23 protein-coding genes are annotated in these 22434 nt (G+C 60.2%); 13 read left to right on the top strand and 10 right to left on the bottom strand.

Annotation, left to right across the window (positions count from 1 at the left end):
* Positions 1-51: 51 nt before the first annotated feature.
* Entirely contained in the window at positions 52-984 is a 933-nt protein-coding gene (locus POI8812_RS16695; RefSeq protein WP_108783723.1) for a pirin family protein, read from the bottom strand.
* Between the two features lie 94 nt (positions 985-1078).
* Complete coding sequence (locus POI8812_RS16700; RefSeq protein ID WP_108783804.1) at positions 1079-1738, bottom strand: ArsR/SmtB family transcription factor; 660 nt, start codon at positions 1736-1738, stop codon at positions 1079-1081.
* 110 nt (positions 1739-1848) lie between these two features.
* On the opposite strand from POI8812_RS16700, the gene POI8812_RS16705 reads away from it, so the two are divergent.
* Both POI8812_RS16705 and POI8812_RS16710 read left to right on the top strand, forming a co-directional pair.
* A complete protein-coding gene (locus POI8812_RS16705) occupies positions 1849-2160 on the top strand; it encodes an NIPSNAP family protein (protein ID WP_108783724.1) in 312 nt (103 codons plus the stop codon).
* The gene (locus POI8812_RS16710) at positions 2157-2501 is read left to right on the top strand and encodes an antibiotic biosynthesis monooxygenase family protein (RefSeq protein WP_108783725.1); all 345 of its coding nucleotides are present in this window, start codon (positions 2157-2159) and stop codon (positions 2499-2501) included. Before POI8812_RS16705 ends, POI8812_RS16710 begins: the two co-directional genes overlap by 4 nt.
* Positions 2502-2522: 21 nt before the next feature.
* On the opposite strand, the gene POI8812_RS16715 is transcribed toward POI8812_RS16710, so the two are convergent.
* The 3 genes from POI8812_RS16715 to POI8812_RS16725 all read right to left on the bottom strand — a co-directional run bounded on the left by POI8812_RS16715 (position 2523) and on the right by POI8812_RS16725 (position 5085).
* Positions 2523-3593, bottom strand: coding sequence for an agmatine deiminase family protein (locus POI8812_RS16715; protein ID WP_108783726.1), 1071 nt, complete (start codon positions 3591-3593; stop codon positions 2523-2525).
* A 122-nt stretch (positions 3594-3715) separates the two neighbouring features.
* Positions 3716-4549, bottom strand: a complete 834-nt coding sequence (gene yghU / locus POI8812_RS16720) for a glutathione-dependent disulfide-bond oxidoreductase (RefSeq protein WP_108783727.1) — start codon at positions 4547-4549, stop codon at positions 3716-3718.
* Between the two features lie 71 nt (positions 4550-4620).
* On the bottom strand, positions 4621-5085 hold the full coding sequence (locus POI8812_RS16725) for an Lrp/AsnC family transcriptional regulator (protein ID WP_108783728.1): 465 nt from the start codon (positions 5083-5085) through the stop codon (positions 4621-4623).
* 96 nt (positions 5086-5181) lie between these two features.
* Here POI8812_RS16725 and phhA point away from each other — a divergent pair, with 96 nt between their 5' ends.
* Entirely contained in the window at positions 5182-6057 is an 876-nt protein-coding gene (gene phhA, locus POI8812_RS16730; RefSeq protein ID WP_108783729.1) for a phenylalanine 4-monooxygenase, read from the top strand.
* Positions 6058-6134: 77 nt separating this feature from the next.
* Here phhA and POI8812_RS16735 read toward each other — a convergent pair whose 3' ends face one another.
* The 3 genes from POI8812_RS16735 to POI8812_RS16745 form a co-directional block, all read right to left on the bottom strand.
* Positions 6135-8552, bottom strand: coding sequence for a GcvT family protein (locus POI8812_RS16735; RefSeq protein ID WP_108783730.1), 2418 nt, complete (start codon positions 8550-8552; stop codon positions 6135-6137).
* A 208-nt stretch (positions 8553-8760) separates the two neighbouring features.
* Positions 8761-10317 (bottom strand): trimethylamine methyltransferase family protein, encoded by a 1557-nt coding sequence (locus tag POI8812_RS16740; RefSeq protein ID WP_108783731.1) that lies wholly within the window; start codon positions 10315-10317, stop codon positions 8761-8763.
* Between the two features lie 108 nt (positions 10318-10425).
* Positions 10426-11112: an HAD family hydrolase gene (locus POI8812_RS16745; RefSeq protein ID WP_108783732.1), complete on the bottom strand. Its 687-nt coding sequence runs from the start codon at positions 11110-11112 to the stop codon at positions 10426-10428.
* Positions 11113-11154: 42 nt separating this feature from the next.
* Between POI8812_RS16745 and POI8812_RS16750 the strand changes: the two genes are divergently transcribed.
* The 3 genes from POI8812_RS16750 to POI8812_RS16760 all read left to right on the top strand — a co-directional run bounded on the left by POI8812_RS16750 (position 11155) and on the right by POI8812_RS16760 (position 13232).
* The gene (locus POI8812_RS16750; RefSeq protein WP_108783733.1) at positions 11155-11586 is read left to right on the top strand and encodes an acyl-CoA thioesterase; all 432 of its coding nucleotides are present in this window, start codon (positions 11155-11157) and stop codon (positions 11584-11586) included.
* An 80-nt stretch (positions 11587-11666) separates the two neighbouring features.
* Positions 11667-12119: a MarR family winged helix-turn-helix transcriptional regulator gene (locus tag POI8812_RS16755; RefSeq protein ID WP_162844991.1), complete on the top strand. Its 453-nt coding sequence runs from the start codon at positions 11667-11669 to the stop codon at positions 12117-12119.
* 60 nt (positions 12120-12179) lie between these two features.
* Positions 12180-13232 carry a T6SS phospholipase effector Tle1-like catalytic domain-containing protein gene (locus tag POI8812_RS16760; protein WP_108783735.1) on the top strand — a complete coding sequence of 351 codons (1053 nt, stop codon included), beginning with the start codon at positions 12180-12182 and terminating at the stop codon, positions 13230-13232.
* A 24-nt stretch (positions 13233-13256) separates the two neighbouring features.
* Here POI8812_RS16760 and POI8812_RS16765 read toward each other — a convergent pair whose 3' ends face one another.
* Together POI8812_RS16765 and cobO are read right to left on the bottom strand one after the other, a co-directional pair.
* Positions 13257-13847, bottom strand: coding sequence for a cobalamin biosynthesis protein CobQ (locus POI8812_RS16765; RefSeq protein ID WP_108783736.1), 591 nt, complete (start codon positions 13845-13847; stop codon positions 13257-13259).
* Positions 13844-14443, bottom strand: coding sequence for a cob(I)yrinic acid a,c-diamide adenosyltransferase (cobO, locus tag POI8812_RS16770; RefSeq protein WP_108783737.1), 600 nt, complete (start codon positions 14441-14443; stop codon positions 13844-13846). Before cobO ends, POI8812_RS16765 begins: the two co-directional genes overlap by 4 nt.
* A gap of 42 nt (positions 14444-14485) precedes the next feature.
* Here cobO and POI8812_RS16775 point away from each other — a divergent pair, with 42 nt between their 5' ends.
* The 7 genes from POI8812_RS16775 to xseA all read left to right on the top strand — a co-directional run bounded on the left by POI8812_RS16775 (position 14486) and on the right by xseA (position 22423).
* Complete coding sequence (locus POI8812_RS16775) at positions 14486-15928, top strand: cobyric acid synthase (RefSeq protein WP_108783738.1); 1443 nt, start codon at positions 14486-14488, stop codon at positions 15926-15928.
* Between the two features lie 25 nt (positions 15929-15953).
* A complete protein-coding gene (locus tag POI8812_RS16780) occupies positions 15954-16187 on the top strand; it encodes a WGR domain-containing protein (RefSeq protein WP_108783739.1) in 234 nt (77 codons plus the stop codon).
* Between the two features lie 102 nt (positions 16188-16289).
* Positions 16290-17075 (top strand): ribose-5-phosphate isomerase RpiA, encoded by a 786-nt coding sequence (gene rpiA / locus POI8812_RS16785; RefSeq protein ID WP_108783740.1) that lies wholly within the window; start codon positions 16290-16292, stop codon positions 17073-17075.
* Between the two features lie 92 nt (positions 17076-17167).
* The gene (gene gor / locus POI8812_RS16790; RefSeq protein ID WP_108783741.1) at positions 17168-18520 is read left to right on the top strand and encodes a glutathione-disulfide reductase; all 1353 of its coding nucleotides are present in this window, start codon (positions 17168-17170) and stop codon (positions 18518-18520) included.
* 70 nt (positions 18521-18590) lie between these two features.
* Positions 18591-19784, top strand: a complete 1194-nt coding sequence (gene hflK / locus POI8812_RS16795; RefSeq protein WP_108783742.1) for an FtsH protease activity modulator HflK — start codon at positions 18591-18593, stop codon at positions 19782-19784.
* Positions 19784-20746 carry a protease modulator HflC gene (hflC, locus tag POI8812_RS16800; RefSeq protein WP_108783743.1) on the top strand — a complete coding sequence of 321 codons (963 nt, stop codon included), beginning with the start codon at positions 19784-19786 and terminating at the stop codon, positions 20744-20746. The genes hflK and hflC overlap by 1 nt, the downstream gene beginning before the upstream one ends.
* Before the next feature lie 120 nt (positions 20747-20866).
* On the top strand, positions 20867-22423 hold the full coding sequence (gene xseA / locus POI8812_RS16805) for an exodeoxyribonuclease VII large subunit (protein WP_108783805.1): 1557 nt from the start codon (positions 20867-20869) through the stop codon (positions 22421-22423).
* The last annotated feature ends 11 nt before the right edge of the window (positions 22424-22434 follow it).

The following is a 22434-nucleotide window of genomic DNA, read 5'->3' on the forward strand; positions in this document are numbered from 1 at the left end:
TGCTGATCAATCGAGGGTGGCCCCCGGTATTTGCCGGAGGCCGTCTTCACATCAGGGCAGGGGGATGTGTTCCTGATCGTCGCCCGGTGGCAACTGGAATCGGCCGTGCCGCCAGTCGCCTGCGCGCCAGGCCTCTTTCGCGGCGTCGATCTTGTCTTGCGACGACGCAACGAAGTTCCACCAGATGTAACGCGGGCCGTTCAGCGTTTCGCCACCCAGCAGCATCAGGCGGCTATCGTGCTCCGCTGTGACAGTGATCGCGTCTCCGGGGCGGAAGACCATCATCCGGCCAGCCTCGTAAGTTTCGCCTGCAATCGTCACGGCACCGGATACGACATAGATCCCGCGATCTTCGTGATCGTCGGGCAAAGGCAGTTTTGCCCCGGCTGTTAGATGGGCATCGGCGTAGAACATTTCCGAGAACACATCGACCGGGGCGCGTTCTCCATACAGGTTGCCAAGGATCAGACGAACCTGCTTCCCCTCACCTTCCAAAAGCGGAAGCTCGCGCTTGGGCACATGTTGAAAGCCGGGTGCCCGCTCCTCTTCGTTCTCAGGCAGGGCAACCCAGGTTTGAATGCCAAACAGGCTCGAACCGTCCTTGTCACGCTCGCGCTGCGGTGTGCGCTCGGAGTGCGTGATACCGTTGCCAGCAATCATCCAGTTTACCGCGCCGGGTTCGATATCGAGCGATGAGCCAACGCTGTCGCGATGATGGATCGCACCTTGATAAAGGTACGTAACGGTCGCCAAACCAATATGCGGGTGTGGCCGCACATCGATGCCCTTGTCGGTCAGAAATTCAGCAGGTCCCATTTGATCAAAGAAGATGAATGGCCCGACCATCTGGCGTTTTGGCGCGGGCAGTGCGCGGCGTACTTCGAAGCCCCCCAGATCACGGGCACGGGGGACGATCAATGTGTCGATCAGGTCAATCTCGTCGCCCATTGGGCAAGAGGGATCGAGGGCAGGGTTCCAACTCATGGCACTCTCCTATATTTTCCTGATGCATAACTATCTCGTATCTATCGTGAGATAAGGTACATTTTTGGAAACAAAATGTGCCAACTGGGCCCGATTAGCGAAGCCACCTCTCAAATTCAGCCTCTCCAACACCGGCAAATCGCATGATGCGGCTGTCAGGCTCTCGCCGCATCCATCCAAGTGTTATCATCCGCTCCAACAAGGCCGCACCAAGGGCACCAGCGATGTGGTCGCGACGCTCCGACCAATCGAGGCAAGGCCGCACAAAAGGGCGCCTGAGCGCATGCAGCGCTGGCAGATCAATCCCGAACTTGCTGAGTGCGGCGTTCCCTTCGACAGACGGAACCATGAATGAATCAAGCCAGCCCTTGGCCTGCATCCGTTCGGCCATACGCACAGCCATTGGCCCGGCCAAGTGATCATAGCACACGCGCATCGCCCGCATGTCTGCGTTCCGCGGGCCAGTTCGTATGTGCTTCACCGGGCCAGAGAGCGCCATCAGGCGTTCGAGGATGTCCGCGACCTCGGCGCTTGCCAGCCGGAAATAGCGATGCTTCCCCTGGCTCGCGCCCTCCAGCAATCCGCCGTCGCGCAGCTGCGCTAGATGGGTTGAGGCGGTTTGTCGGGTGATCCCCGCAACTTCGGCAAGTTCGCCTGCGGTCAGCGCGCGGCCGTCCATCAGCGCGGCAAGCATCAGAGCGCGCGCAGGGTCACCGATCAATCTGGCCAAGTGGGCGATATTGGGTCCGGTCATGTTCATTTTGCCTTTTTGCCATCCAGGACGAACTCGACGGTTCGAGCGTGATCGAACCAACGCATATCGCCTTTTGCCATCCTGCGATGTGACCCAAGCAGGAGACAAACATGCTGACATGCATCATTCGTTACGAGATCGAACCCTATCAACGTGCGGATTTCGATCAATATGCCCGCATTTGGGGCCAGGCGATCCCGGAATGCGGCGCAAATCTCATAGGCTATTTTTCACCGCGCGAAGGCACGACGACAACGGCCTACGGGATCTACTCAATTCGTGATCTCGCAAGCTACGAAGCCTATCGCGCCCGCCTTGCCGATCACCCGCTGGGGCGGCAGAATTACGATTTCGCGCAGCAACGCCGCTTTATCCGGCGGGAAGATCGCGCATTTTATGTCAACGCATGTGAGGCCCCATGATCGCCGTCATTTTCGAAGTCTTTCCAAGAGAGGGAAAGCGAGACACATATCTCGATCACGCGGCGGGTATGCGCGATATGCTCGACGGTCTCGAGGGGTTCATCTCCGTCGAACGGTTCGAAAGCCTGACTCACCCCGGAAAATTGCTGTCGCTGAGCTTCTGGGAAGATGAGGCCGCCCTCGATCGCTGGCGCAACATGCCACGCCATCGCACCGCGCAAACCGCCGGACGCGGCGACTATTTCGCCGACTACCGCCTACGCATCGCGGGTGTCATGCGCGACTACGGAATGGAGGAAAGGACAGAGGCTCCGGCGGACAGCCGCGCGGCCAACGGATAGTCCACTCAGCAAAAGGCGCCGCTAGACGGCTGGCATCTGCTGGGTCGCGCAATGAATGCCACCGCCCAATTCGCCCAGCGGATCCACGTTGAGCGAGATGATCTCGCGACTGGGATAGTGTCGGGCCAATGCGTCCTGTGCGATCCGGTCGGTCTCCACGTCGCCAAACTGCGCCGCGATGACAGCGCCATTGCAAACATAGTAATTGGCATAGGACGCGACGAAATCGAAGGCGTCGATCCGACGAATGGTCGGTTCGGGGATCACTTCAACGTCCAGACCTGCCTCTACCAACCGGTCATGTGTATCGAGCGCGGCCAGATGGAACGGATCGGTCATGTCGGGATCATCGGGAAGGTTGATCAGAACCCGGCCGGGCCCGGTGAACCGGGCAAGGCTGTCGATATGGTAGTCGGTAATATCCTCACCCCACACGCCGTCGGACCATATGATCCGATCAGCGCCATAAGCTTCGAGCAGTCGCTGCGCTACCTCGTCGCGGTCCATGGCGGGATTGCGGCTCTCGGTGAGCCATGAACTTTCATGCGCGATCAGAAGGCCATGCCCGTCCTGATCCACACCCCCCGCCTCACCGTGCAGCCCTGTAGGCAAGAGTGGCAGGCTGAAATGCTCTGCCACGCGGCGGGCAACCTGACTGTCATGGTGGTGCACCTGCTTGCGTCCCCACCCATTGAACTGAATCTGCACGACGGCCCGCTGCCCGGTCTCGTTGATCGCAACTATCGGGCCGGCATCCCTGCACCAAAGGTCCTCGGTCGGCACGTCGAGCAGGTCGACAGAGGCAGAGAGCATTCGCCGCGCCATCGCATGATATTCCCGTGCGGCCAGCATCGTCACGGGCTCGAATTCCGAAATCGCATTGGCGACGTCGGCAATGGTCTGCTGGACCATCTGTAGAAATATTTGGTCGCGGTAGACGGCAGGGCTGACCGGCCATTGCATGAAGGTGCGCTCATGCAGGGCTTCCTCTGCCGGGACACGAAAACCCGTTGCAGCCGTCGCGCGGCTAAGACCTGAGGCGGCCAAGACACCATAAGCCCCACTGGCCAAGACCGCTCTGCGCTTGATCATTTGGCTCTCTCCGCGCGGTATCCACTGGTTAACTGGCTACAGTCATGGCCAGCGCGGGGGAAGAAAAAGCGTGTGGAGGCCTTCCCGCATGCATCCTTAGACGCATGCGGGAAAGGGCAGGGTCAATCCAAATCACTCGCGTCGTGGCGCTCGGCGATACCGTTATTCTCGTCGCCCCAGACCTTGTTCACGCGGCGGCCGCGTTGCACGGCGGGGCGCTCCGCGATCTCGTTGGTCCAGCGCATGACGTTCTCATATTCGTGGACGGACAGGAATTTGGCCGCGTCGTAGACGAGCCCCTTCACCAGCGCGCCATACCACGGCCAGGTCGCCATATCGGCGATGGAGTATTCATCACCGCCCAGGAAGCGTGCTTCACCAAGGCGTGTGTCGAGCACGTGCAACTGGCGCTTTGTCTCCATCGCGAAGCGGTTGATCGGATATTCAAATTTCTCTGGTGCATAGGCATAGAAATGGCCGAAGCCGCCGCCCAGATAGGGTGCCGAGCCTTGCAGCCAGAAGAGCCAGTTCAACGCCTCCGTCCGCGCCTTCGGATCGGTCGGTAGAAATGCGCCGAATTTTTCAGCGAGATAGAGCAGGATCGCACCGCTCTCAAATACACGGCTGCCCGTTTCGGTATCCAGCAGCGCCGGGATCTTCGAGTTCGGGTTCACGTCTACAAAGGCGGAAGAGAATTGATCCCCCTCCCCGATATTGACCAACCAGGCATCATATTCCGCGCCCGTGTGACCCGCCGCGAGCAACTCCTCCAGCATCACCGTCACCTTAACACCGTTCGGCGTTGCCAGAGAGTAAAGCTGCAAAGGGTGCTTGCCGATTTTCTGCTCTACCTCATGGGTCGCGCCGGAAATAGGCCTGTTGATATTGGCGAATTTGCCGCCGCTTTCACTGTCCCAGGTCCAGACTTCGGGCGGAGTGTAGGTGGTGTCGCTCATCGGCTTGTCCTCGCATTAACCTTTCCGATGAAGTGGGCGTGAAAGTCGCAGGTTCAAGCGGCGCTCACGGATTAGAGAGGCAGCGCCGTTTCATGCTTCACATGACGTAAAGAGAAGTGACTGGCCGCATTCGCCACGCTGTCATGGTCCAGAATGCGGTGCATCAGCAAAGCCTCGAAGTCCTCGACCGAACCTGTGCGAACGATCAGCGTATAGTCAAAGCTTCCAGTTACGGCGAAGCAATCCATGATCTCTGGCGTGCGTGCGACGAGTGCTTCAAACGCCTTGCGAATATCTGCGGAATGGCCGCGCAGGTTGATCTGAACGAACACACAAACCCCAATGCCAAGCTTTGCCGGGTCGAGTAGGGCAACACGCTTTCGGATCAGTTCGGCCTTCTCCAGGGCGGCAAGTCGCCGCCATATCGTCGATTGTGCTTGGCCCAACTGTTCTGCCAAAGCGCGAACAGAAAGCGTCGCGTCCCGCTGCAACGCGTGCAATATCGAACGATCTGTTTCGTCAAATTGATAAATCATTGGGCAATCATCTCTGTAATGGATGAAATATGCAAGAGATTGAACCGCCCCCTCCAGGCAGACGCTGCAAGATGATGGCAGCAATGGAGGACTGTTATGAACGTGATGAGCGAGATCCGGAACCGGTACGCCAACGCCGCCAAGAACCCGGATTACACAATTGATCAGGATTGGAGCAGCTATTCCGCAGATGAGGATGATCGCTGGAACCGTCTGTCCGCAAGGGTTGCAGAGATTTTGCCAGGGCGCGCAGACCCTGCCTTCATCAATGCAGTTGATCGCTTGGGGCTGGCGAGCGGCGGTGTCCCCGACATGGAGAAGCTGTCCAAAAAACTGCGCGCTCTGACAGGGTGGAGCGTCGTGCCTGTCAGCGATCTGGTGCCCGATGAGGTGTTTTTCGATCACCTTGCGAACCGCCGCTTTCCCGCCGGGGCCTTCATTCGGTCAGAGGCGGAGATGGACTATCTGGAGGAACCCGACATCTTTCACGATGTGTTTGGCCATGTTCCGCTTCTGGCCGATCCGATATATGCCGATTTCATGCAGGCCTATGGGGCAGGCGGACAGGCCGCCATGGCGCGTGGCCAGCTGCACAATCTGGCCCGGCTCTACTGGTACACCATCGAATTTGGTCTGATTGAAAGTGCGGACGGCCTGCGCATCTTCGGCGCGGGCATTCTGTCGAGCACGGGTGAAATCCGCTTCGCTCTAGAGGATGACAGTCCCAACCGCATCGGCTTCGATCTGGAGCGGGTCATGCGTACGGACTACCGCATTGACGATTTCCAACAGACCTATTTCGTAATCGAGAGTTTTGATGCGTTGCTCGCCAGTTGCCACCGCGATTTCACGCCAGTCTACGAGGCGATCAAAGGTCAGCCAGATCACGCCCCTGACGCGCTTGTCGAAAGCGATCGCGTGTTTCACCGCGGAACGCAGGCCTACTTTGCGGGCAAGAAGCAGGCGATTTGAGCACGTCCCGTCCATCGGTCCGGGGCCGTATCGCCTAAAGCGCGCGGCCCCGGATCACATCCGGGGCATTGCTATCCTCAGCTGCGCATGCGGCTTGCATTTGCGTCAAAGGCGGGTTGGGGCTGCAGGCGCATTGCGTGCTTTTCACCCAGAACCTCAACTTCCCAACCGTCAGTCTCGGCAGCGATTTCCTTGGGCACATAGCCCTGCGCCATAGAGGAGCATTGATTGTGCGCATACCCGCCTGACGTGATCCAGCCGCGTACCTCGCCGTTGAACCAGATCGGTTCGTCCCCGATCGGATCGCTATCTGCAGCATCAACCTTGAACGTCACCAACCGCAGTGTTCCCCCCGCGTCCTTTTCTGCAATCGCAGCGGCCTTGCCCACGAAATCCGCCGCTTTGTGATAGGCCACGAACCGATCCAGACCTGCTTCCAGCGCGCCATAGACAGGGCGGTATTCGCGCCCCCAGCTTGACCAGTTCTTTTCAAGTCGCAGGGAATTGAGGGCCCGCATACCGATAGGGGCGATCCCCATCTCCGCGCCTTCGGCCATCAGAAGATCCCAAACATAGCGTGCGTAATCGGTTTCCATCCAGATCTCATACCCCAGATCCCCGGTGTAGGAGACGCGTCCCACCATGCACATCGCATGGCCGATCAGCATTTCGCGCATTGCCATGAATTTGAAGTCGTCATGGGCAACACTGTCGAGCGCAACTTTCGCAAGAAGTTCTCTGGATTTCGGCCCGGCGATGGAGATGCCGCACACGGCCAGTCCCTTCGCTTCGACCTTCACGCGGTCGGGCTGGTACCGCTCAAAATGCCGCAGATAGTACTCCTCGGCGATGCCTGACCCCGCCAGCCACCAATAATCACCCATATTCGCGACGGACAAATCACCGATCAGCTTGCCATTTTCGTTCAGCATCGGCGCCAGCGTCATGCGGCCCTCGGCGGGCAACTTGCAGGCAAGTACCTTGTCGAGGAATGCGTGGGAGCCCTCGCCGGACACAGCAAATTTCGAGAAGCCGGAGATATCCATGATGCCCACGCCCTCACGGACGGTCGCGACCTCTTTGCCAACATGGACGTGATCGGTGGAGCGTCGCCATGAGAATTCTTCCTCGACACCCTCAGGTGCGTACCACAACGGCACTTCCATGCCATAACTCGCCCCCATCTGACCGCCGAGGGCCAGATGTTTGTCGTAGAGCGCGTTTGTGCGCAGGGGCCGCGCCGCAGGCAGCTCCTCATTGGGGAAACGGATGCGGAAGCGCCGCGAATAGTTCTCACGCACTTTTTCATTGGTGAAGCTCAACGTGGCCCAGTCACCAAAACGGGACACGTCCATGCCCCACACATCGAAGCCGGGATCGCCGTCGACGATCCAGTTGGACAGGGCAAGACCGACGCCGCCACCCTGACTGAACCCAGCCATCACCGCGCAGGCCGACCAATAGCCGGGCAGGCCACGGATCGGACCGACAAGCGGATTGCCGTCGGGCGCGAAGGTGAATGGTCCATTGATTGCCTGGCGAATGCCGACATTCTCCAGTGCCGGGAAGTGTTTGAACGCCACCTCCAGCGAGGGTGCGATCCGGTCGAAATCAGGCTCCAAAAGCTCGGCAGAGAAATTCCACGGCGTTTCACGCGGTTGCCAGGGTGTCGCCGCGCGCTCGTAAGTGCCGAGCAGAACGCCGTCCCGTTCCTGCCGCGTGTAGATCTCGCCCTCAAAGTCGATGATGTGGATTACCTCTTCGCCGTTTTTCTCTTTGTAGTCGGCAACCTCATCGACACGTTCCGTCAGCAGATAGTGGTGCTCCATGGCAAGAACGGGCAGCTCCAACCCGACCATACGGCCCACTTCACGGGCCCACAGGCCACCGGCATTGATGACATTGTCGGTAGTGAAAACACCTTGCGAGGTTGTCAGATGCCATGTCCCGAACTCATCGCGGCGAATGTCCTCAACCTTGGTCTTCTCATGCACTTTCGCGCCGTTCATCCGCGCGCATTTGGCATAGGCATGGGTGGTGCCGGAGGGGTCGAGATGGCCCTCAATCGGATCCCAAAGACCGCCGATGAATTCCTTGTCGTTGAGGATCGGGAACCGCTCCTTCGCCCATTCGGGCGTAACGATATCGAGTTCCATGCCCATATACCGCCCACGCGCCTGCGCCATATAGAGGCTTTCCATCCGCTCCTTGGTCTTGGCCAGCTGCACCCCGCCCGTCAAATGCAGACCGCAGGACTGTCCCGACATTTCCTCGATCTCTTTGTAGAGCTCGACGGTGTATTGCTGCAGCTTGGCGACATTCGGGTCGCCGTTCAGTGTGTGAAACCCACCTGCCGCATGCCAGGACGATCCGCAGGTCAGCACATCCCGTTCAAGCAGTGCCACATCGCTCCAGCCCTTTTTCGTGAGGTGATAGAGGACCGAGGCGCCGACAACGCCGCCTCCGATGACAATGGCGCGGTAGTGCTGGGTCATGGTGCATGTTCTCCTTGTTGATGATCATGCAAGCGGCCCGTGTCAGAGCTGCCAAGACGGAAAGAGACAAATGCTGGCTCGTTTGCGTCAAACTTGCCGGGTGACGGGTGATGAGGGGGATTTGGGTATTTGTGCCAATCCGAAAGAGTGTCCCTCGCCCGTTTCGGATTGGTTGAAATACCCAAGCCGCCGGCAGGCGGCCCCGTCGTCAGAAGTCGGTAGGCGCGCCGCCCTCTTCCTTGCGACGGGCCACAAATGCCTGCAGCTCCTCATCGATTGCGGGATCAATTGCTGGCGGCTGGTATTCGGCGAGGATTGCTTTCCATGTGCGGTTCGCACGCTCCGCCGTCCAGACGGCACCATCTTCCTGCCAGGCTTCATAGTTGCGCCAATCACTCAGGAACGGGGAATAGAACGCGGTTTCATAGCGATCCTGGGTATGTTGCGTGCCAAAGAAGTGTCCGGTCGGCCCGACTTCCTTGATCGCGTCATAGGCCAGATCACCTGCGGTGGTCGCCGTGATTTCGGGTGCCATATACCGTTGAAATTGCTGCAAAAGCTCGCAGTCCATGACGAATTTTTCGTAAGAGGCGATCAGGCCGCCTTCCAGCCAGCCCGCCGCATGATAAACGACGTTCACTCCCGAATTCACGGCCGCCCACAACGAGTTTGAACTTTCCCACATCGCCTGACCATCCGGCGCATTCGCCGCGCAGGCATTGGAGGCGCGCATTGGGAGACCATAAAAGCGCGCCATCTGACCCGTCATCTGGGTGGCGCGCACATATTCTGGCGTGCCGAAGGCGGGTGCGCCCGACTTCATATCAACATTCGAGGTGAACGATCCCATCACACAACCCACACCCGGACGGATGAATTGGAACAGTGCTATTGCGGCGAGCGCCTCGGCCACCGACTGCGCGACGGCACCGGGCATGGTAACAGGGGCCATGGCGCCAGCCAGCGTAAACGGTGTCACAATTACGGGTTGGCCACGTTTTGCAAACCGCATCGCACCGTCCAGCATCGGCCAATCATGCTTCAGCGGGCTGGACGAATTGATGTTGGTGTAAAGGCGCGCCTCGCTCTCGAAGTCTTCGTCGCTCAGGCCGGTTGCGATGCGTGCCATTTCGATCACATCGTCGACCCGCTCAGGTCCTAGCGAATAGGCGTGCACGACCTTGTCGGTCAGAGTGAGCTTTTCATAGAGACAGTCGAGATGCCGGATGCTGGCATGTATGTCGACCGGCTCTACCGGATAGCCGCCGGCGACATGGATGCAGTTGAAATACTGGGTCAGCTTCATGAAATCCTTGAAGCTTTCAAAGTCACCAATCCGGCGTCCCCGGTCTAGGTCCATTACATTTGGCGGGGATGAGACGTTGACGAAGGCCATGTTTCGGCCGCCAATTGTCAGCCGATGTTTCGGATTTCGGGGCGTAATCGTGAATTCGGTCGGCGCCTTTCCAACCATCTCCATGACCCAATCACGATCCATGCGAACATTCTCGCCCTCGATCGTGCATCCAGCATCTTTGAGGTATCGGCGCGCCTCGTCATTCAGGAACTCGATGCCGATTTCTTCGAGGATGCGCATGGCCGTCTCGTGGATGGCCTGAACCCCATCCTGTGAGAGAGGTTCCGTTGGTCGGTCGATATTCACCGGCTGCGACCAGGGCATCTGTTGGATCGCATGGGTGCTGCCGCGCCGTGCATTTCCGGCACGACCACCGCCACGGGTGCGCTTTCGTTCCTGAACCGTCATTGGATCCTCCGCTCATCCTTATGTTCAGGAGAAGCGGTGGCAGAGTTCGATTCTGTGCGCCTTGCGACGGCCCTATGTCGTATTTGACGGTAAAACCGACGCCATGGGTCAGCGCGCGGCCAGATACTCTGGCAACGCGCCAATATCGGAAAGCACCGCGGCCGCGCCCGCCGCGTAAAGATCATCTTCTGTTGCTGGGCCGGTGAGCACACCGACCGGCACAAACCCTGCGGCGCGCGCGGCATGCAGATCATGGCTACTGTCGCCAATCATGGCGATGTCGCCGGGCGCGAGGCCCGCCATCGCAGCAAAGGCGAGCAGCGGGTCGGGATCGGGCTTAGCCCCATAGCCGCTGTCAAAGCCGATGATCGCGTCGAAATATTCGGTGACACCACACCGGCTGAGCTGATCGTGGGCTGCCCGCTCCGCATCATTCGTCATGACGCCCAGCTTGTGATCCTGTGCCAGTTGTTCGAGCAGGGGTCGCAGCGGTACGGCCTCGACAGGCTCAACGGTTTCAGCGGCCCGGCTCAGGGCTTCGGTCAGTGTGGCTACGGTGTAGGTCTTGAGCAGCGGAGCGATCACGCGGGCGGCGTCTTCCGGCGTGCCCGCAATCACCGGGCTGGTCGGATCGAAGGCCTGTGTCTTGCGGTTAAATCCGGCGGCGACGGCCAGTGCATTGAGGTGGTCTTCATCACGTGACAACTCTTTGAGGATGCGCTCCGTCCACGGCCCCCAGGTTGCATCGAACCCAAAAAGGGTTCCATCCTTGTCGAAGAGGATCGCTTTCACCATGGTCCGCTCCCTGAAACTCTGACGATTGCAAGAGAAGACACAATGCCCCGCACGCCGCCTGCATCCCGTGACGCCTACCGGCACTTCACGCGTTTTGAAACCCGTTGGCGTGACAATGATGTCTACGGTCACATGAACAATGCCGTTTTCTACGAATATGTGGACAGCGCGGTGAATGGCTGGATTGTCGGCAGCGGAACACTCGACGTCCCCAAGGGAGCTGTGGTGGGGCTCGTCGTTGCGTCGGCGTGTGTTTTTCACGCCAGCCTTGGCTTTCCAGACCCAGTCGATGCAGGCGTGCGGGTCGATCACATCGGATCAAGTTCTGTGCGCTATGCGGTTGGCCTGTTCCGCGGAGATTCGGCGCTGGCCGCAGCGGATGCGCTTTTCACCCATGTCTATGTTGATGCGCAGACCCATCGACCAGTTCCGTTGCCAGAGGCATTTCGCAGGGCACTCCGTACAATTGATTGACCCAGGCAATCAGGCGTTGACCCGCCCGGAGCGTCATTGCACCTTTCTGCCAAGCTCGAAACAGGGCGATGGAGGGGGACATGACCCAACTGGATCTGGAAACCGCACTGATCCACCGGATTGGCGAGTTTTCCCGCCGCGCGGACAGGGCCGTTGAACGCGCAATCGCGCCAATGGGGCTGACACGGCTAAAGTGGCAACTGCTGTTTGTGATGGAGCGTGACGGCCTTGATCAGCCTTCACCTTTGGCTGAGGCAATTGGCCTTGATCGTGCGATCATCTCACGCCTGATTGCTTCACTGGAGAAAGGCGGCCTTATCACTGTTTTGCAGCTTGCATCAGATAAACGTCAGCGGCGCATCATGTTGACAGAGCAGGGCCGCCGCGCGCTCCACGAAGCTTCCGAGGCGATCACGCAAGTCACGGCAGAACAGTTCGCGCCGCTTCGCCCGCGCCAGCAGCTGCGCTTGCTTCAGTTTCTCGATGCCCTGACACCGCGTGACCTCGATGAGGTGCCGGCGAATGCGGAATGAGATGTCTTGCTCCCGCAGCCTTGATTTGAATGTGAACGGGCAAATACGCAGGTCTTAGATATGCCTGATCGTCCACCCAGAACCCACATCTGCCTGATCGACGGAACCTTCTCGCGCATCGTTGAAGGGCAGGAGACGAATGTCGGCCTGACCTACCGATTGCTTGAAGAGGTCGGACAGACGATGGGGCAATCGGTTTTCTATCATCCGGGCGTGCAAGGGCAGGGCTGGGGAAAGTGGCTCGCCGCCGCAGCCGGGATCGGGATCAACGAGGCGATGGCAGAGGCCTATGCCGTCTTGTGCTCACGTTACAGGCCCGGCGACCGGATCGTTCTGCTTGGGTATTCCCGTGGGGCATACGCCGTTCGTTCCCTTGCGGGGTGGATCGGTCAGGTCGGTTTGTTGAAGACCCGCCACGCAACGGCCCGGCGCATCGCCAGATCCTTCCGCTACTACCAACAGGTCCAGTTGAGCGACGCGGGCCGGCGCTTTGGCCAGATGTTCTGTCATCGCGACGTACAGATCGAGATGCTCGGGGTCTGGGACACGGTGCGCGCCCTCGGCTTGCCCTATCCGCTGCTCAGCCGTTTGGTCCCGATGGTGACCGATTTCCACAATGACGGGATCGGTGACAATGTGGCGCACGCGTTTCATGCCCTTGCGCTGGATGAGACGCGTGAGGCCTATGACCCGGTTTTATGGCTTCCGTCAAAGAGCTGGGCGGGGCGGATGGAGCAAGTTTGGTTCCCGGGCAATCATGGCGATGTCGGCGGGCATGTCTGGCGCAAGCCCGCCGCGCGCGGCTTGTCCAATATCCCATTGAACTGGATGCTTGAGCGGCTCGGCGCGTGCGGCGTCACCTTACCTGACAATTGGCGCAGTCGTTTTCCCGAAGACGTGGCTGCGCCCAGTGTGGGCAACTGGCGGGGGTCGGCCAAGCTGTTCCTTTTCCGCACCCCGCGGTTGGTTCAGCCCGGAGCCCACGAGACGATCCATGAGAGCGTCGCGGCACGCTCGGCTGCGTGGCCGCGCTATCGTCCAAAGGCTGAAATGTGCCCAACCGATCTTCGATGCGCGCTTAAGCAACGGGAAACCGGCGTTCAGCCTGCGTGAACCCTAAACCTCTAAAGCCGCGCTTCAGCCTGCGAACATGATCGCAAAGGCGACCGTCGGCGCAATCTGCGTCACGATCCCGAGACCGATGGCGATCCGCGCCCAGCGTCCCGCGAACCTTCGCCACAGCACCGCGAGCAAGGCAACGCACAGCAAAATCTCCACGGGGCCGAACAGATTGCCGTAGTGGGCAGGATCCCAGTAGCTGACAGGACTTTCGAACACCCAATCGGTCAGCGGCCAGAACTGGCGACGCGCATCGTCATGATGCAGCAGGAAATCCGACAGCAGGTGGACCAATGCACTTACGGTGAAAGCAATGGCCCACCGCGATCGCCAGATGAATGCTGCGGCCAGACCGATTCCCCAGAAGATGAAAGAATTATCGATGGAAAACAGACGCTGAAACGCGCTGGAGAAGTACATTTCCCCAAAGAAAGTATTGGGCGTCACGCCGCGCAGAAACACCGCGTAGATGAATGCGAAATAGAGCGTAAAGTCCGGCAGCAACCCGCCGGCAATCGCCATGCGGTTGATGCGCCGTTGCTCGGAGCCCGGTTCTGCCGACCGCGCAAAAAGCGCGGCCGAGACAATCAGATGCGCGGGTGTGTTCAATAGTCCACGCCGCGCTGGGCCTTGATACCTGCCTGGAAGGGGTGCTTCACCTCGGTCATTTCTGTGACCAGATCGGCATACTCCATCAGCAGCGGTTTCGCATCGCGCCCGGTCAGGATGACGGAGGTCTTCTCCGCCCGTGCCTCAAGCGCTTCTTTCACCGCCTGCGCGTCAAGATAGTCGTAGCGAAGGGCGATATTGATCTCGTCCAGCACAATCAGGTCATAGTCCCCGGAATTCATCATCGCGGCTGCTTGGGCAAAGGCCGCAACGGCAGCTTGCGTATCCTGCTCTTTGTCCTGTGTGTCCCAGGTGAAGCCGTCGCCCATCGTGTGCCAATCAATCTGCGGGATTTTCTGGAAGAATTCCCGCTCTCCGGTCTTCCACTTTCCCTTGATGAACTGGACGATGCCGACCTTGTGACCCCAACCCAGCGCACGCGCCACGACACCGAAGGCCGATGAACTTTTGCCCTTGCCTTTGCCCGTGTGGATCAGCACCAGACCGCGTTCCGCGCGGGTCTTGGTCGCCATCTTTTCGCGATGCTTGGTCTGCGCCTCTTGCATCGCCTGCTTGTGATCGTCATTGCTCGCCATGTGGGGTCTCCTTTGCCCCGGACACTCGCAGTGGAGCGCGCAATGGGCAAGGCCATCATGGTGCAGGGCACCGGGTCAAATGTCGGAAAATCGGTTCTCGTGGCCGGGCTCTGCCGCGCCGCCCTGAACCGGGGCCTCACGGTGCGCCCGTTCAAGCCCCAGAACATGAGCAACAATGCCGCCGTCACCCCCAAGGGCGGTGAAATTGGCCGCGCCCAGGCCCTTCAGGCGATCGCTTGCAAGGTTGAGGCCCATGTCGACATGAACCCGGTGCTGCTCAAACCGATGAGTGAGACCGGCAGCCAGGTCGTCGTGCAGGGGCAGGTGCGCACCGTTAGCAAGGGGCGCGACTATGCCAATTTGAAGGGTACGCTCGCTGATGCCGTCCATGAAAGCTTCAATCGCCTGAAAGCCGGGTGCGATCTTGTCGTGGTGGAGGGGGCAGGCTCGCCTGCGGAAACCAATCTGCGCACCAACGATATCGCCAATATGGGCTTTGCGCGTGCCGCTGATATTCCGGTCCTTTTGGTCGGGGACATCGACCGGGGCGGTGTGATTGCACAAATGGCAGGGCACAAAGCGGTGATGGAGCAGGGGGACGTTGACCAGGTTGTGGCCTGCGCCATCAACAAGTTTCGCGGTGATATCTCGCTCTTCGCGGAAGGGGAGCGGGACATAGAACGCTTCACCGGCTGGCCTGTCCTCGGAACGATTCCATGGTTTGTTGATGCGACCAGACTTCCCGCGGAGGATGCGCTTGAAATCCGCAGTGCAGGTGCAGGTGACTACAAAATCGCCGTGCCTCGCCTCGCGCGCATCGCGAATTTCGATGACCTCGACCCTCTGAAACTGGAGCCGGGCGTGACGATTGACATGGTAGAGCCTGGTCGCGCGCTGCCCGGCGATGCGGACCTAGTCATCCTGCCCGGCAGCAAGAGCACCGCTGGTGATCTCGCGTTCTTGCGCGCGCAGGGGTGGGACATCGACTTAGAGGCTCACCTCAGGCGCGGTGGTCACGTGCTGGGGATATGCGGTGGCTATCAGATGCTTGGTCAGACGATCAGCGATCCACAAGGCGTCGATGGCACGCCCGGAGAGGTCGCGGGCCTCGGACATCTCGACATACACACGGTTATGGCCCCGAAAAAAACGCTCGGCCTTAGTGAGGGACAGGCGGCGGACGGATCCCCGATCCGGGGGTATGAGATCCACATGGGTGAAAGCACGGGGCCTGACTGCGCACGGCCCTTCGCCCATCTTCCGACCGGACCTGAAGGTGCGGTTAACGTGTCGGGTACTGTCGCGGGCACCTATCTTCACGGTCTCTTTTCCTCGGACGCGTTCCGTAGGTCGTTCCTGCAACAGCGCGGGGTTGCGACAGCCAATCTTGACTATGATGTCGAGATTGATCGGATCCTCGACGATCTGGCCCGGCATCTCGAAGCGCATCTGGATCTGGACCGGCTTTTTGCACTGGCCCGTTAGCGCGGAAAGCGTTATTTTATTGTCTATGACAGCTTGCGTCCTCCTCTTGCCACCACGCCGCCGCGAACGCCCGCATATCTACCGGGTGGAGATTACGGCGAACTTGTTTGGCGAATTCTCGGTCGTGCGTGAATGGGGCCGCCGGGGGGGACGGATGCGTGAGCGGATTGAGCTGTTCACCGACCTGCTATCGGCGTCCAGAGCTGCCGACCGGCACCGGCGTGCCCGGCTGCGTCGCGGATATCAGCGGCTGACCTGATGCTGACTGTCGCGAAATACAAGCGCTGGCGGTGACGGTGCTTTCCACGACGTGCACGCGCGCCTATAAGGCAGGCAGCAGCCAAACCGACGGACCCATGCCATGCCTGATCGCCTGACCCCTCAGAACCGCGCGAAATATGCAGCCGCCCGTGGGGCGCTCAACTATGTCGAAAAGGACATGAAGCTTGGGCTTGGAACAGGCAGCACGGCGGAATGGTTCGTCCGCCTGCTTGCACCCCATGCTGAACAGCAGAACCTCAACCTGACCTGCACATCCACATCGGAGCGGACGGCAGATCTCGCCGCCCATCTCGGGTTGCGGGTTGTGACGCTGGATGAGGCAGGATGGCTGGACCTGACGATTGATGGCGCGGATGAGGTTGATCCCGATCTGAACCTGATCAAGGGGGGCGGGGCCGCGCATCTGCGTGAAAAGATCGTGGCGACCGCCTCGGACCGCATGGTGGTGATCACCGATGATAGCAAGCTTGTCGGCAAGCTCGGAAAATTTCCCCTGCCGGTCGAGGTGATCCCCTTCGGCTGGTCGGCGACCCGCAGCCTGATTGAGGAGGTGCTTGAAGAGTCGGATGTGGCCGGCACCCGCGTTGAAATTCGCATGAATGGCGAAATGCCGGTTCAGACGGATGAGGGCAATCTGGTGCTCGACCTGCATCTTGAGGCGATCAATGCGCCCGAAGAGCTTTCGTTGATGCTCAACCGTATTCCGGGCGTTGTGGAAAACGGCCTGTTTCTTGGCATGGCGGACGAGGTGTCGCTTGGCCTTACGGATGGAACCGCTCAGGCCGTTGTCGCAGGCGGGACGGGACGGGAACTGGCCTATGTGGATGAGCTGGACATTGCCAGCATCTTGGCCGCAGGCACCTGATTGTGAACGGAGCGGGCCGTGCATCTGCGCAGCCCTGCAATACATTGGCCAGACGGCGCAAAGACGGCACGGCAATTCAAAGGACTGACCCCATGAGCGACTATGACTACGACCTTTTCGTGATTGGCGGCGGGTCCGGTGGTGTGCGCGCGGCGCGCATCGCGGCAGAAGGCGGTGCGAAAGTCGCCATCGCAGAGGAATACCGCTATGGCGGCACCTGCGTGATCCGCGGCTGCGTGCCCAAGAAACTGATGGTCTACGCGTCGAAATTCTCTGAATCGTTTCACGACGCCGCCGGATATGGGTGGAGCGTGGGAGAGGCACCCACATTCGACTGGGCAACGCTGCAAAAGAACATCCACACCGAACTGGACCGGCTCGAAGGGATCTACCGCCGCAATCTGGCCAACGCCTCTGTCACTGTACTGGACGGACGGGCAGAGGTGACAGGTCCGCACGAGGTCGAGGTGAATGGGGAGCGTCTGTCCGCGCGCTACATCCTGGTGGCGACGGGTGGCAAGCCCTTCATCCCGGAAATCGAGGGCGGCGAGCACGTCCTGACCTCCAACGACATGTTCCTCATTCCTGAGCAGCCCAAACGCCTCGCCGTGGTTGGCGGCGGCTACATTGCCTGTGAGTTTGCGGGGATCATGAACGGCTTGGGGACGCAGGTGGAGCTGATCTACCGCTCCTCCCAGATCCTGCGTGGATTTGACAATGAAGTGCGCGACCACATCGCCGCAGAAATGACGAAGAAAGGTATCTCGATCCATACCGATTGTGACGTTGAACGGATCGAGAAAACCGATGCTGGCGTGACGCTGCATCTGGTCGGCGGTGGCACGATGGAGGTCGACGCCGTGCTCTATGCGACCGGACGTATCCCGCTCAGCTACGGCATGGGCCTTGAGGCGGTCGGGGTTGAACTCGGCAAGGGCGGGGCCGTCCGCGTTGACGATTACTCCAAGACTAATATCGACTCGATCTATGCGGTGGGCGACGTCACCAACCGTATCGCGCTGACCCCTGTGGCGATCCGGGAAGGGCAGGCCTTCGCCAAAACGGTCTTCCACAACGAGCCCACGACCGCCGATCATGATCTGGTCGCGTCAGCCGTCTTCACCCAGCCCGAAATGGGCACGATCGGCATGACTGAGGAGCAGGCCCGCAACCTTGGCGACATCGATGTTTACTGCACTTCGTTCCGCTCGATGGCGCATATCGTCGCGGATCGCGATGAACGGATGCTGATGAAGCTGATCGTCGAGAAGGCCACAGATAAGGTCGTCGGCTGCCACATCGTGGGTGAGAGTGCGGGCGAAATGATCCAATTGGCGGCGATCGCCATAAAAATGGGGGCGACCAAGGCCGACTTTGACCGCACGGTCGCCGTGCACCCGACTGCGGCAGAAGAGCTCGTAACACTCAAGAGCCCGGTTCGCTGACTTGAAATACCGCCCATGAACGAACAGTTTGTGGGACTGATGAGACCGGACACCAGCACAGGACACAAAGATGCCCTATAACGACAATTCCGGCGGCCCCTGGGGCGGCGGGAACAAAGGCGGGAACAAGGGAAGCGGCGATGGCGACCGCAACCCGTGGGGGGGCGGCAACCGCCCCAATAATGGCGGCGGCAATAATGGCCAGGGCCCCAACAATCCAGTTCCCGACTTCGACGAAATCGTGCGCAAGGGCGGTGAGCGCCTGAAAGTGCTCGTCGGCGGTGGCGGCGGGGGCGGCGGCATGGGCCGTGGTCCCGGCGGCGGCGATGGCGGCGGTGAGGTGCCGTTCAAGCTGATCGGCCTCGCGGCAGCGGCAGCAGCCTTTCTGTTCTGGGGGTTCAACTCCATCTACACCGTTCAGGAACAGGAACGTTCGGTTGAGCTTGTCCTGGGTGAATTCTCCAGCATTGGCGGACCGGGCCTGAACTTTGCCCCCTGGCCCATTGTGACGCATGAGATCGTGCCGACAACTCAGGAACGGACCGAGGAAATCGGCACGGGCGGTCGCTCTGGCCGCGGGGATGACGGTCTGATGCTGACTGGCGACGAGAATATCGTCGATATCGATTTCCAGGTCGTCTGGAACATTGCGAACCCGGCGGACTACCTGTTCAACTTGGCAAGCCCAGAGGAGACGATCAGCGCAGTTGCGGAATCCGCGATGCGCGAAGTTATCTCTCGCTCCGAACTGGCACCGATCCTGAACCGGGATCGCGCGATCATCTCGGCCGAGGTGCAGGATCTGATTCAGGCAACGCTCGACAGCTACGATTCCGGTGTGAACATCGTCCGTCTGAACTTTGACCGTGCGGATCCACCAAACGAGGTGATCGACGCCTTCCGCGACGTTCAGGCCGCCGAACAGGAACGAGCGACCGAACAGAACCGCGGCGATCTCTATGCGAACCGCACCCTCGCGGCCGCGCGTGGTGAAGCCGCACAGCTTCAGGAACAGGCAGAGGCGTATCGCTCCCGCGTTGTGAACGAAGCGCTCGGTGAAGCGTCTCGCTTCCTCGCTGTTCTCGAAGAGTATCGCGGCGCCGAAGAGGTGACCCGTCGCCGTCTCTATATCGAGACGATTGAACAGGTCCTCAGCGATGTTGATATGATCATTCTCGATCAGAACATGGGCGAAGGCGGTTCGGGGCAGGGTGTTGTTCCTTACCTTCCGCTGAATGAACTCCGTCGTGGAGGAAACAATTGATGAACCGTCTCGTTATTTTCGGCGTCGTTGTGGTCGCCGCACTCTATGCGCTGCTCTCATCCATCTACATTGTCGATGAACGTCAAAGGGCGCTCGTCCTTCAGTTCGGACAGATCAAGGACATTCGCGATGAGCCGGGCATCGGCTTCAAGATCCCGTTCTTCCAGAACGTGGCCTATTATGATGACCGTATCCTTAGCCTTGATACCGATCCGCTCGAAGTCACCCCGCTCGATGATCGGCGTTTGGAAGTTGATGCGTTCGCACGTTGGCGTATCGCCGATGTCCGCCAGTTCCGTGAGGCGACCGGCTCGGATGGTGACTTCGCCAGCACCGTGGGCGGTCAACGTCTTGAGCGCATCGTGAACGCAGCCGTTCGGGAAGTGCTCGGTGGTGTGACCTCCGATGCGATCCTCTCGGCAGACCGTGTCGCGCTGATGGCCGCGATCCGCGATGAAGCCATTGCAGAAAGCGCGGGCCTCGGCGTTGAGGTGGTCGATGTGCGGATCAAGCGCGCCGATCTGCCAGAGCAAAACCTCGAAGCGACCTTCGAGCGGATGCAGGCAGAGCGTCAGCGCGAGGCAGAGGATGAGCGCGCCCGCGGTCGCGAGGCACGCCTGCGTGTCGAATCCACCGCAGATCGTGAAGCGGTCGGTATTCTGTCGGAGGCTCAGCGTGAAAGTGAAATCATTCGCGGTGAAGCGGATGCAGAGCGGAACCGGATCTTTGCCGAAGCCTTTGGCCAAGACCCTGAATTCTTTGCCTTCTATCGCTCGTTGAACGCCTATGCGCTTGCGCTGCGCGGTGACAATGCGACCATGGTAATCACGCCGGATAGTGAGTTCTTCAGCTATTTCGACGGTGTGGGTGAATTCACCACGACTGACGCACCGGTGCAGCCCGTCACAATGCCGGACGAGGATGCCGGAACCGGGGAAGAGCCGGCCGCAACGGATCAATAAGCGGTCCAGACAAACAGCTTCAGCGCCCGGCCTTCGTGCCGGGCGTTTTCGTTTCGGATTGGCACAAATACCCAAACAGCTTGGCTTGCCCGTGGCGCGCCAGCACCTATGCTGCACGCTATGAGCGAACTTTTCGATGATGGCCCGGAGCCGGGCGACAATGCGCCCGCACTCAGCATTTCTGACCTCAGCCGCGCCGTTAAGCGCAGCATCGAGGATGGCTTTGGCCATGTCCGGGTGCGCGGCGAGGTCGGACGCGTCTCGCGGCCGCGCTCGGGCCATATCTATCTCGATCTCAAGGATGACAAGGCGGTCTTGAACGCCGTGATCTGGAAAGGCGTCGCTGCCCGCCTGCGCACCTTGCCCGAAGAAGGGATGGAGGTGATTGCCACCGGCAAGCTCACCACCTTTCCCGGCGGCTCTCGCTATCAGTTGATCATTGATGATATTGCCCCGGCGGGCGTTGGTGCCCTGATGGCGATGCTCGAAAAGCGGCGCGAAAAGCTCGCGGCTGAGGGGCTGTTCAATGCCGATCGCAAGCAGCCACTCCCTTTCTTGCCAGAGGTCATTGGCGTCGTGACCTCCCCATCTGGGGCGGTGATCCGGGACATTCTGCACCGCCTGCGCGACCGTTTTCCGCGCAAGGTGCTCGTCTGGCCCGTTGCGGTCCAGGGGGAGCGGTGCGCCCCCGAAGTAGCCAACGCAATACGAGGGTTCAATGCGCTGACACCTGGCGGCGCGCTGCCACGGCCGGATCTGCTGATCGTCGCCCGTGGCGGCGGCAGTCTGGAGGATTTGTGGGGCTTCAATGAAGAAGCCGTTGTGCGCGCAGCCGCTGAAAGTGCGATTCCGCTGATCTCGGCAGTAGGTCACGAAACCGACACAACGCTAATCGACCACGCTGCCGACCGCCGCGCACCCACACCGACCGCTGCGGCAGAGATGGCAGTGCCGGTCCGTTCCGAACTGCTGGGCGCCCTTGCGGCATTCGAGGATCGCCGCGTGCAGGCCACGACACGGCTGCTGCGCGACCGGGGGGAGCGGCTGCGCGCGGCATCCCGCTTGCTTCCCCGACCCGAGGTGATGGTGGCTGAACGTGCGCAGCGTCTCGACGCGGCCGTCGCTCGGTTGCCCGGAGCACTGGAACGGGCTGCTCAGCGCAAGCGGATCGCGCTTGGCCGGGTTGCAGAACGCCTGTCTCCCGCACGGCTTCAGGGACAGGTCAGCGCGCGCCGCGCGACGGTTCAGGCCCTTCAGCCCGAACGAGCCTTGCGCAGACATCTTGATCTGCTTGCCGAACGTCTCGACCGGCTCAAACCACGAGCGGACCTGCTGGCCCGCCAGACCGTTCAGCCAGGACGGGAGTTAAACCAACTCTCCCATCGTCTGAGTCATGCGGCGGCGCGACTGTTGCCCGAGCGGTCCCGCCAGCTCTCAGCGCTTGGCCGCACGCTAGAGACGCTCAGCTACCGCAATACCCTTGCGCGCGGATATGCGGTGATCCGGGCGGAAGATGGTCTGGTCACGCGACAGGATCAGCTGTCACCGGGACAGGCGGTGTCCATCGTGCTGAGTGACGGAGATGTCGGGGCGACGATCAACGGTGGCCCGGCAGCCAAACCAAAGCGGCCGCCACGCAAATCCACACCTAAACCTGAACAGGGCTCTCTTTTCTAACAGCCCTTCAT

The sequence above is a fragment of the Pontivivens insulae genome (assembly GCF_900302495.1).
Taxonomy (GTDB): Bacteria; Pseudomonadota; Alphaproteobacteria; order Rhodobacterales; family Rhodobacteraceae; genus Pontivivens; species Pontivivens insulae.